Origin of the sequence: Chromobacterium aquaticum, assembly GCF_021129195.1 — a bacterium.
Taxonomy (GTDB): domain Bacteria; phylum Pseudomonadota; class Gammaproteobacteria; order Burkholderiales; family Chromobacteriaceae; genus Chromobacterium; species Chromobacterium aquaticum.
Genome location: NZ_JAJOHW010000061.1, coordinates 25,780 through 35,502, shown reverse-complemented (window position 1 = coordinate 35,502; position 9,723 = coordinate 25,780). Strand labels below are relative to the sequence as shown.

At 68.2% G+C, this 9,723-nt stretch carries 10 protein-coding genes; 5 read left to right on the top strand and 5 right to left on the bottom strand.

The window, feature by feature from the left end; genetic code table 11:
- The first annotated feature begins 54 nt into the window (after window positions 1–54).
- Together LQT98_RS10115 and LQT98_RS10110 are read left to right on the top strand one after the other, a co-directional pair.
- Entirely contained in the window at window positions 55–1,005 is a 951-nt protein-coding gene (locus tag LQT98_RS10115) for a hypothetical protein (RefSeq protein ID WP_231462217.1), read from the top strand.
- A 63-nt stretch (window positions 1,006–1,068) separates the two neighbouring features.
- Entirely contained in the window at window positions 1,069–1,503 is a 435-nt protein-coding gene (locus LQT98_RS10110; protein WP_053074391.1) for a CesT family type III secretion system chaperone, read from the top strand.
- Window positions 1,504–1,598: 95 nt separating this feature from the next.
- Here LQT98_RS10110 and LQT98_RS10105 read toward each other — a convergent pair whose 3' ends face one another.
- Window positions 1,599–2,132: a carboxymuconolactone decarboxylase family protein gene (locus tag LQT98_RS10105; protein WP_048410081.1), complete on the bottom strand. Its 534-nt coding sequence runs from the start codon at window positions 2,130–2,132 to the stop codon at window positions 1,599–1,601.
- A gap of 107 nt (window positions 2,133–2,239) precedes the next feature.
- Between LQT98_RS10105 and LQT98_RS10100 the strand changes: the two genes are divergently transcribed.
- Both LQT98_RS10100 and blaOXA read left to right on the top strand, forming a co-directional pair.
- Window positions 2,240–3,067 carry a helix-turn-helix domain-containing protein gene (locus LQT98_RS10100; protein ID WP_231462215.1) on the top strand — a complete coding sequence of 276 codons (828 nt, stop codon included), beginning with the start codon at window positions 2,240–2,242 and terminating at the stop codon, window positions 3,065–3,067.
- A 90-nt stretch (window positions 3,068–3,157) separates the two neighbouring features.
- Entirely contained in the window at window positions 3,158–3,997 is an 840-nt protein-coding gene (gene blaOXA, locus LQT98_RS10095) for a class D beta-lactamase (RefSeq protein WP_048410079.1), read from the top strand.
- On the opposite strand, the gene LQT98_RS10090 is transcribed toward blaOXA, so the two are convergent.
- Both LQT98_RS10090 and LQT98_RS10085 read right to left on the bottom strand, forming a co-directional pair.
- Complete coding sequence (locus LQT98_RS10090; RefSeq protein ID WP_231462213.1) at window positions 3,979–6,018, bottom strand: prolyl oligopeptidase family serine peptidase; 2,040 nt, start codon at window positions 6,016–6,018, stop codon at window positions 3,979–3,981. The genes blaOXA and LQT98_RS10090 overlap by 19 nt on opposite strands.
- A gap of 88 nt (window positions 6,019–6,106) precedes the next feature.
- Window positions 6,107–7,171, bottom strand: coding sequence for a saccharopine dehydrogenase NADP-binding domain-containing protein (locus LQT98_RS10085; protein ID WP_231462212.1), 1,065 nt, complete (start codon window positions 7,169–7,171; stop codon window positions 6,107–6,109).
- 107 nt (window positions 7,172–7,278) lie between these two features.
- Between LQT98_RS10085 and LQT98_RS10080 the strand changes: the two genes are divergently transcribed.
- Complete coding sequence (locus LQT98_RS10080) at window positions 7,279–7,872, top strand: TetR/AcrR family transcriptional regulator (protein WP_231462211.1); 594 nt, start codon at window positions 7,279–7,281, stop codon at window positions 7,870–7,872.
- A gap of 46 nt (window positions 7,873–7,918) precedes the next feature.
- Here LQT98_RS10080 and ltaE read toward each other — a convergent pair whose 3' ends face one another.
- Window positions 7,919–8,947, bottom strand: a complete 1,029-nt coding sequence (ltaE, locus tag LQT98_RS10075) for a low-specificity L-threonine aldolase (protein ID WP_231462210.1) — start codon at window positions 8,945–8,947, stop codon at window positions 7,919–7,921.
- Window positions 8,948–8,958: 11 nt separating this feature from the next.
- A complete protein-coding gene (locus LQT98_RS10070; protein WP_231462209.1) occupies window positions 8,959–9,576 on the bottom strand; it encodes a TetR/AcrR family transcriptional regulator in 618 nt (205 codons plus the stop codon).
- Window positions 9,577–9,723 lie beyond the last annotated feature (147 nt).

Below are 9,723 nucleotides of genomic sequence, written 5' to 3'. Positions count from 1 at the left end.
TGTTACAACGGCGCGCTGTAATGGCGCCCATTTCAACGCCACTGGAGCGCCACCATGGTATTTCTCGGCTTTACCTCCATCCGGCCCAATGCCGGCCAAGCCCCCGCCCCGGCCCCCGAGGCCCCCGCCGCCCAAGTCGGCAGCCTCAACGGCAAGCCGGTGCGCATCGACGACAGCGCCGAAAGCCGCGGCAAGGCCCATGCGGTCTTGAGCGAGTGCCTGTCCGATGTGCGCCGTTTCTTCCAGCCGCTGTGCGGCCGGGTCACCCGCTTCTTCGGCGCGATTCCGGACTGGGTGCGCACGCTGGCCGGCCAGGCCAAGCCGGCCGCGGCCAGCGCTCAGCAAGCGCCCGTGTCCCATCTCACCGCGTCGTTCGCCGCCAATTTCTGCCGCCTGTGCGATACGTTCCAGGCCAGTCTGGCGGATAAGTGCAATATGGACGGCGCCTTCCGCGTGCCGGCATCGCACGAGAAATTGCAGAACGTGAAACAACAGATGGCGCATGGAGAGATGGCGCCGGACTCGCTCAGCCACATCGAGATTGCCGCGCTGATCAAGGACACCCTGAAGCAATTGCCGCTGCCCAGCGATCAAGACCTGCACGCGCTGCACGCCAGCGGCGCAGACGTCACCCGCCTGCACCGCGAGATGTTGTCGCAATTGCCGGAAGGGCCGCTCAAGCAGTGCGGAAGCGAGGCGATGCGCACCCTGGCCTTGAGCCATCGCCATGCCGATGCCGGCACCGGCAGCGCGTTCAGTAAAACCTCCATCGAGATTTCCGCGCCGCTGTGGCAGATGACCGATCTCCAACTGGCCAAAACCATGCCCGCGATTGGCGGAGCGCTGCTGCAAGGCTGGCTGGATGAGCCCGCAGCCCCTGCGGACCCGTCAGCCGAGCAGCCTTCCTCGCCGGCGGATAAACCCGTCACGGTGGAACCGTGGCGTGCTCAGTACGCCACGGTAATGCAGCAACTGCTGACCAAGCGCCCACAGCGCTCGGAATAAGCGCCATGCCGCCGGCCGCCGCGCGCGGCCGGCTTCCCTTCCCTCATCCAAAAAAGAAAAACCATGCCCACGCCTTTCCAACACGCCGTCGCCGAACTTTGCCAATCCCTATCGCTGCAGCCGCCGGAACAGATCGACAACGCGCTGTTCACCCTGCAAGTGGGCGAACACGCGCTGCATCTGAGCGAACAGCCGGCGCATCAACTGCTGATGTTCTGCTGCCTGTCGCCGCAGCAGGCGCAAGCGGACGCGCCGCCGCTGCGGCAGAACCTGTTCAGCGACGACCCGCTCAAGCCGGTGATAGGCCAATCCGCGCACAGCCAGGACTGGGTGCTGTGGAACCGCCAGCCGCTGGCGCATTGCGACGCCGCCGCGCTGCAGCGGCAGTTGGAACGCCTCAGCGACTGCGCCGAACAATGCTGCCGCGCGCCGGAAGCCGCCGCGCCGGCCTTTGCGCCGCAGGCGCTGCGCCAGCGTCACGCCCGGCTGCACTGCTGAGCGGGACAAGGTCAGCACGAAAACGGCCAAGGCCGCCGGCATACCCAAGTACGCCGGCCAAGCCTCGGCCGTGCTCAATCAGCGGCAACCGTCGTCTACAAGTCCACCACCGGGAAATCGATCTCGGTGCCGGCGATCAGATTGGCGTAATTGGTCAGCGTGTTCAGCGCCACCGCGGCGATCACCTCCACCAGCAGACCGTCGTCGACGCCGGCGGCGCGCGCCGCGGCCAGATCCTGATCGGACAACACGCCGCGCTGGCTGACGATTTGCGCGGTCAGCCGGGCGATCGCGCCGGTTTGCGCGTCGGCGGCCTCTCCGGCGCGCGCCGCCTGGATGTCGGCCTCGCTCAGGCCAGCGCCCTTGCTCATCAGGCTATGGGCGGACAGGCAGTACTGGCAGGCATTGGCCTGGGCGGCGGCCAAGGCGATCACCTCGCGCTGGCGCGCGCTGAGCTTGCCCTTGGCCAGGGCTTCGGAGAAACCCAGATAGGCGTTCAACACCGCCGGAGACTGGGCGAATGTGGCGAACAGATTGGGCACCTTGCCCAGCTTGGCCTTGACGGCGTCCAGAGTGGCGCCCAGTTCCGGGCTGGCTTGATGGCGGTCTACGGTGGGGATGCGGGGCATGATGGGCTCCTGACTCTCGGGTTGAACGACAATGGGGACTGCACAGGAGCCATCTTGCAATACAATCAGCGGTCTATCGTCTCGAAAACTTTGCAGATCGTATCGAAATGGACTTGTTGACGCCCTTGCTGCAGCAAAGCGCCTTCTCCGCGCGCGTGTTCCATCATGGCAATCTATGCCATCTGGCCGACTTCGACCCTGGCGCAATGGCCGGTCATCTGCACTTGCTCAAGGGCGGACGCCTGCGCTGCACCCTGCGCGACGTTCTGGTGCTGGACACCGACCGCCCCTGCGCCTTGCTGTTTCCGCGCCCCAGCGCCCACACCCTGCTGCCGGAGGGCGAACGCGGCGCCGACCTGGTCTGCGCCAAGCTGGACCTGGGCTTCCAGACCGGCGGGCCGCTGGCGCTGGCGCTGCCGGAATGCCTGGTGCTGTACCTGGACGACGCGCCGGGCTTGCTGTCCACGCTGCAGCTCTTGTTCGACGAGGCCTTCTCCGAGCGCTTCGCCCGCCAGGCGGCGCTGGACCGTTTGATGGAATATTTCCTGATCCAGGCGATACGCGTGGTGATAGACGCCGGCCAGATCCACAGCGGCATCTTCGCCGCCATGTCCGACCCCAAGCTGGCGCGCGCCGTCAACGCCATCCATGCCAGCCCCGAGCGCGGCTGGACCGTGGAACTGCTGGCGGAACAGGCCGGCATGTCGCGCGCGCGCTTCGCCGCCCGCTTCCGGCAACAAGTCGGCCTGCCGCCGCTGGACTACCTGACCGACTGGCGCTTGGCCGTGGTCCGTCACATGCTGCTACAGGGCCAGCCGCTCAAGCGCATCGCCGCCCAGGTGGGCTATGCCAGCCCGGCCGCGCTGAGCCGGGTGTTCGCGCAAAGGCTGGGCTCGCCGCCCGTCGATTGGCTGAAACGGCAGCAAGCGCGCTAGTCCGGACCGGGCATGGAACTTCTGGCGGCGTTTTTCGATCAGACAGCTGGCCGCGGCCAAGCCGCACCCAAACCAATAGATGAAACCGCCATGACCACTCTACGCCTTGCCTCCGCCTGCCTGCTCAGCGCCGGCCTGTTCAGCCTCCCCTCCCACGCCGCCACCTTGTGCACGCTGCTGGCTGACGCCAAGAGCGGCGACATCCTGCTGCAACAGGGCAGTTGCGAACAGCGCTACACCCCGGCCTCCACCTTCAAGCTGCCGCTCAGCGTGATGGGCTTCGACTCCGGCTTCCTCCTGAGCGAGCACCAGCCGGCGCTGCCGTATCGGAACGGCGATGTGGACTGGGGCGGCGACAACTGGAAACAGCCCACCGATCCGGTGCGCTGGCTGAAATATTCGGTGGTATGGTATTCGCAGCGGATCGCCCAGGCCTTGGGCGAGGCGCGGCTAAGCCGTTACGCCGACGCCTTCGGCTACGGCAACGCCGATTTCAGCGGCGACCCCGGCAAGCACAATGGGCTGGAGCGCGCCTGGATCGCCTCCTCGCTGCAGGTGTCGCCGCTGGAACAGCTGGCCTTCCTGCGCAAGCTGGTCAATCTTGAGCTGCCGGTATCCAAGCGCGCGCAGGAACTGACGATGAAGATCGCCGAGGCCAGCGCGGCGGCGGACGGCTGGCAGGCGCACGGCAAGACCGGCATGGCCTATCCGCGCAAGGCGGACGGCGAGTTCGACGAGGAACATCCCTACGGCTGGTACGTGGGCTGGGCCAATAAGGGCGAACGCTCGCTGGTCTTCGTACGCCTGATCCAGGACGACAAGAAAGAACCGGGCACCGCCGGCGTGCGCTCGCGCGCGGCCTTCCTGGAGGAGCTGCCGGCGCTGGCGGCGGCGGCAGCGCCCGCCTCCGCTCAATCCATCAGCCGCTGATACAGATAGACCAGCACCCGCGCCAGTTCCTGCGCGGTCTGTTCCTGGCCGGCGTTGCCGCTATGGCCGCCGGCCTCGGTTTCCAATAGCAGCGCGTCGTGGCCCAGCTCCTGCATGCGCGCCACCATCTTGCGCGCATGCGCCGGGTGCACCCGGTCGTCCTTGGCGCTGGTGGTGAACAGGGCCAGCGGATAGGCCAGATCGCCGCGCAGCCGGTGGTAGGGCGAATACGCCTCCAGCGCCGGCCGCTGCGCCGGATCCTCCGGATCGCCGTATTCGTCTATCCAGCTGGCGCCGGCCAGCAGCTCGGTGTAGCGCAGCATGTCCAGCAGCGGCACTTCGCACACCACCGCGCCGAACAATTCCGGCCGCTGCGTCATGCAGGCGCCCACCAGCAGGCCGCCGTTGCTGCCGCCCTCTATGCCCAGCTTGGCCGGTGCGGTCAGGCCGCGCGCCACCATGTCTTCCGCCACCGCGATGAAGTCGTCGAAGCCCACCTGGCGGTTCACCCCCTGCGCCGCCTGGTGCCAGCCGGGGCCGAACTCGCCGCCGCCGCGGATGCAGGCCAGCGCGAAGGCGCCGCCGCGTTGCAGCCAGTGCGGGCCGAAGTTCTCCACGTAGTAAGGCATCATCGGCACTTCGAAGCCGCCGTAGCCGTACAGCAAGGTGGGCGTGGCGCCGTCCAGCGGCGCGTCGCGGCGGCGCACCACGAAATAGGGAATGCTTTCGCCGTCCGGCGCGCGCGCCTGCCATTGCTCGGCGACGAAGTCGGCCGGATCGAAAGCCTCCGGCTGACGGCGCAGGCATTCCTGTTGGCCGCTGGCCACGTCCAGCCGGTACAGGCCGGTCGGGGTCAGGAAATCGCTGAAGCTGTAGCACAGGATGTCGCTGTCCCAGGGTTGATCGGCGAACTCGATCACCCCGCCGCTGGGCGTGGGCAGCGCGCGCTCGCGCCAGACGCCGTCGATCTTGTCGAAGGCCAGCAGCCGGCTCTTGACCTGGTCCAGCAGATTGACCACCACGCTGGCGCGGGTGGTCTCCACCGATTCCACCGCCAGCCGCGGCTGCGGCGCCACCAGCAGTTGCGCGTCTATCCGTCCCTGGCGCAGCGGCTCCAGCGCCACCGCCAGCAAGGCGCCGGCCGGATAGCGGGCCCCGGCGGCGTCCCAGTCCTCGGCCAGCTTGACGATCAGATCGCCGTGCAGATAGGCCTCCAGTTCCGCCTTGGGCGGCAGCGGCAGCGCGTGGGTCTCCAGCGCTTCGTCGATCAGATGGTAGGTCTTGCTGTAGAAGCTGTCCGAGCACTCGATCAGGTCCAGCGTCGCGCCGTCGGCGTCGAGGAAGCGCCAGGCGGCGACCATCATCGCGTCTTCGCTGGCGGCGAACACCTGGCTCCACGCATGCCGCCCTTCCTCGCCGCGCTCCACCAGCCACACTTCGCGCGGGTAGCCGGCGCGGGTCAGCGGCGCGCCCGGCCAGCCGGGGCAGGCCCAGGCGCTGTCCGGATCGCGCCAGGCCACATGGCTCTTGCCTTCCGGAAAGCTGAAGCCGTCCGGCCGCCACGCGCCGGCGGCCAGATCGTATTCGCGGGCGATGCCGGCGTCGCCGCCGCCGGCGGTCAGGTGCACCATCGCTTGCAGCGGCGCCAGCGTGCAGTGGGACACCCCGTCCAGATACCAGTCCTCGCCGGCCTCGTCGGCCAGCGCGTCGATGTCCAGCACCGTCTGCCAGTCCTGCTCGGCGGCGCGGTAGGCCGCCAGCGTGCTGCGGCGGTAAATGCCGCGCGGATGGGCTTCGTCCTGGTGGAAGTTGTACAGCCAGCCGTCGTGCTCGGCGCAGAACGGAATCTGGCGGGTGTCGCGCAGATGGGCGAGGATTTCGTCGCGCAGGCCGGCGAAACGCGGATCGGCGTCCAGCAGCGCCTGCGCGCGCGCGTTCTGCCCGGCCACCCATGCGGCGGCGGCGGGATCGTCCAGGCTTTCCAGCCAGGCGTGGGAATCGGGGGCGTTATAGTCGGACATCGGCGTCATCACGGTTGCGAATCAATGGCCGCGAGGTTAGCACCCCGCGCCGCCAACGCCAAATGCGCCACGCCCCGGCGCCCGAAGTTCAGACCGCGGTGATCTCCACCCCTTCCGCCCGCAACTGGCGGCAGGCGTGCTCGGGGTCCAGCAGCGCCTCGCCCAGATAGACGCCGGCGGGCGGCGCGTCGGCCCCCAATAGATGCTCGATCTGCAAAACGGCGCCCAAGGCGGTCAGATGCGCTTGCCCCAGCGGGTCCGCCAGCTGCACGGTTGTTCCGCTCGGCCGGCCGGCGGCGTCCCTGCCCGCGACGGCAATGCGGATGCGGTGAGCCGCGCCCGGCCCCGGATTGTAGAGCAGCGCCTGCCGCGCGCTATTGAACATCGGCCGCGACAGCAGCCGCCATATGCCGCTGCGCACCAGCAGATGCAGCAAGGCGGTGGCTTTGCCGTCGTCGAAGCCTATGCGCGCATCCACCTGCGCGGCGCCGACGATGGCGGGCAGATTCGCTTGATCCGGGGTATCGAAACGGTAAACCCGGTGGCGTCCGCCGGCGCCGAAGTCCGCGACGCGGCCATCGAGAAAACCGCCGCGCTTGACCCATTCGCCCCCTGCCATGGTGTGGAACGGCTCGGACAGGCGGTCCATGTAGGCGGTGGAATTCGGCCCCGCCTGATCCGCCATCGCGAACAAAATGTCGATGCCGACGCGCTCGACCTCGGCGACGGCCCTCGCCGCGTCTCGCGCCACAAGGCTGGCCACGCCGGCCATCCAGGCCGATGACAGCACCACCGGCGCGCGAGGATGCCCATGCGCGGCCACGGTCAGCAGCGCCTGTTTCTGTCGTTCCGTCCAGCGGGTGACGTCAAGGTAGGCGTGGCCCTGGGCCAGCGCCAGCCGCAATAGCCGGTCATGCCCATCGTTGACCAAACCCACGATGAGCGCGCGCTGGAGAGATTCCGGCAGCGTCGGCGCGTCCACCTCCATCGCCATCCCCTCGGCGCCATATCGCTGCGCCACCGCTTGGGCCGCGTCGAGACGACGGCCGGCGATGACGAGCTTGAGATCCGGCCTGCGCCGCGCCAGCAAGGCCGCCACTTGCGCGCCCACCACGCCGCTGCCGCCAACGAGAACAACGCCTGAAGAAGTCATGCCTCACTCCAGTTTTGGTCAATTGACCAATATTAAAACATGAACTTGGTCGTTTGAACAATTAAACTGGCGCATCAGCAATGTCGGACGATCACGAAGGAGGAAGGATGTCGGCCAAGGGAGAGGAAAGACGGGAGGCGATTCTGCGCGCGGCGATGCGGGTGCTGACCCGCGACGGCGGACAGGGCTTCCGCATGCGCGCCATCGCGGCGGAAGCCGGGGTGGGCATCAGCCATGTCCAGTACTACTTCAAGAACATCGACGCGGTGATGGCAGGCGTCATGGCGCGCTACCTGGAAGACTGGGATGAGCTGATGCTGGACGCGCCCGCCAGCCTGGCCGGCGCGCTGGACTTTGTGCTGGAAACACAGCTGCGGCACGGCGACTGCAAGCTGCTCTGGGAGCTGTGGGCGCTCTCCAGCCGCAGCGAGGCCGCCGATGCGGCGCTCAAGACTTTCTACGCCGGCTATACCGACCGGGTCTGCGCGCTGCTGCGTCGCGAGGCGCCGGCGGACGCGCCCGACAGCGTGCTTAGGGAACGCGCGGTGCTCATCGTCGCCTTGATCGAGGGCTTATCCATCCTGCGCGGCAATGGCCGGGAGCAAACGCTGGCGCCGCAAGCCCAGCGCCATGCCATAGACGCCGCGCTGGCGCTGGCCGTCCTGCCGCTGCGGCCGGCCGTTCCCGAGCGGCAGGCGTGACCCTGGCGCCCGGCGCCATGGCTGAGCCACGGCGCCGGGGCACGGCTCAGTCGGACAACACCCGCTGCAGCGCATCCACCAGCCGGTCCAGGTCTTCGCGCTGTACCTGCCAGTGGGTGACGATGCGCATCAGCCCGCCTTCCGGCGGGTTGGCCTTGATGCCGGCCTGATGCAGCGCGGCCATCAGTTCGGCCACGTCGATGTCGGCGGTGAGGCGGAACCACACCATATTGATGTGCACGTCCTCCGGCTTCACCTCGACGCAGGGCAGCGCCGCCAGCCGCTCGGCCAGGTAGCGGGCATTGGCGTGATCATCCTTGAGCCGCTCCACCATCTCGTTCAGCGCCACGATGCCGGGCGCGGCGATCACGCCGGCCTGGCGCATGCCGCCACCCAGCAGCTTGCGGTTGCGGCGCGCGCGGGCGATGAAATCGGCGTCGCCGGCCAGGATGGAGCCCACCGGCGCGGCCAGGCCCTTGGACAGGCAGAACATCACCGAATCGGCGTATTGGGCGATCTCGCTCGCTGCGCAGCCCAGATGGGCGGCGGCGTTGAAGATGCGCGCGCCGTCCAGGTGCACCGGCACCTGGTGGCGGCGCGCCACTTCGGCGCTGGCCGCCATCGCCGCCAGCGGGATCACCCGGCCGTTGCAATGCGCGTTTTCCAGACAGATCAAGCCGGTGCGCGGCCAGTGGATGTCCTCGCCGACGCGGATGCGCTGTTCTATCGCCTCCGGCGTCATCACCCCGTCCACGCCGGCGACGGTGCGCAGTTGCACGCCGCCTATCACCGCCGCGCCGCCGGTTTCGTGCCAGACGATGTGGCAGCCCTCTTCCAGAATCACCTCGTCGCCGCGCTGGCAGTGGGTGAAGATGGCCAATTGGTTGCCGAAATTGCCGGTGGGCACGAACAACGCCGCCTGCTTGCCCAGCTTCTCCGCCGCCAATTGTTCCAGCGCCCGCACCGTGGGGTCGTCGCCGTAGACGTCGTCGCCCACCTCGGCGTTGAACATCGCCTCGCGCATCGCCGGCGTCGGCTGGGTCACGGTGTCGCTGCGCACATCAATCCATTGCATGGTTCGCTCCTTCATAAGGTGGAAATCTTGTCGCCATCGGCCGGCAAGGCCAGGTAAGCGCTCAGCGCCGCCGCAATGCAGCGCGTCAACTCGGCCTGCTCCGCGCCGGCGTCCAGCGCCAGGCCATGCAGCAGGCTATCCGCCATGCGCAGCAGGCGCGGCGCGCGCGCGGCGGGCAAGCCGCTATCGGCCAGCCAAGCCTCCACGCAGGCCAACAGCTCCAGGTCCAGCGGATTGTCCGCCGGCGGCAAATCGAACTGCGGCCACTCCCGCTCCAGCACCCGGTGCAGGCCCGGCGCGGCCAGATGCAGACGCAGGCAGGCCGACACCAGTTGTTCCAGTTGCGCAGGCCACGGCTGGCCGGCGCTCAGCCGCAAGGCCTCGCGCACCGTCGCCAGCGTTTCCTCGCCGTGGCGGCGGTGCAGCGCCGCCACCAGCGCCTGCTTGTTGGGAAAGTACTGGTAGAGCGAGCCTATGCCTACGCCGGCCAGTTCCGCCGCCCTGTTGGTGGTCAGTCCGGCATAGCCGTCGCGCTCCAGAATGCGAGCCGTCGCCTCCAGAATCGCCGCCACCACGTGGCGGGAGCGAGCTTGGCCGGGCTGTTTGCGGGCTTGCGGGATCATCGGCATGCGGCGGCCCGTAAGGGGGGAAGGCTTGCGCCGCGGCCATGGGGCCAACTGCGGAAAGACGGCGACAAAGGCTTAGCAGAACACGAGTTTTACCCGCTGACAAGGGCGGATACATTGAAAGCGTCGTCCATCCTCAATGAAAGCGGA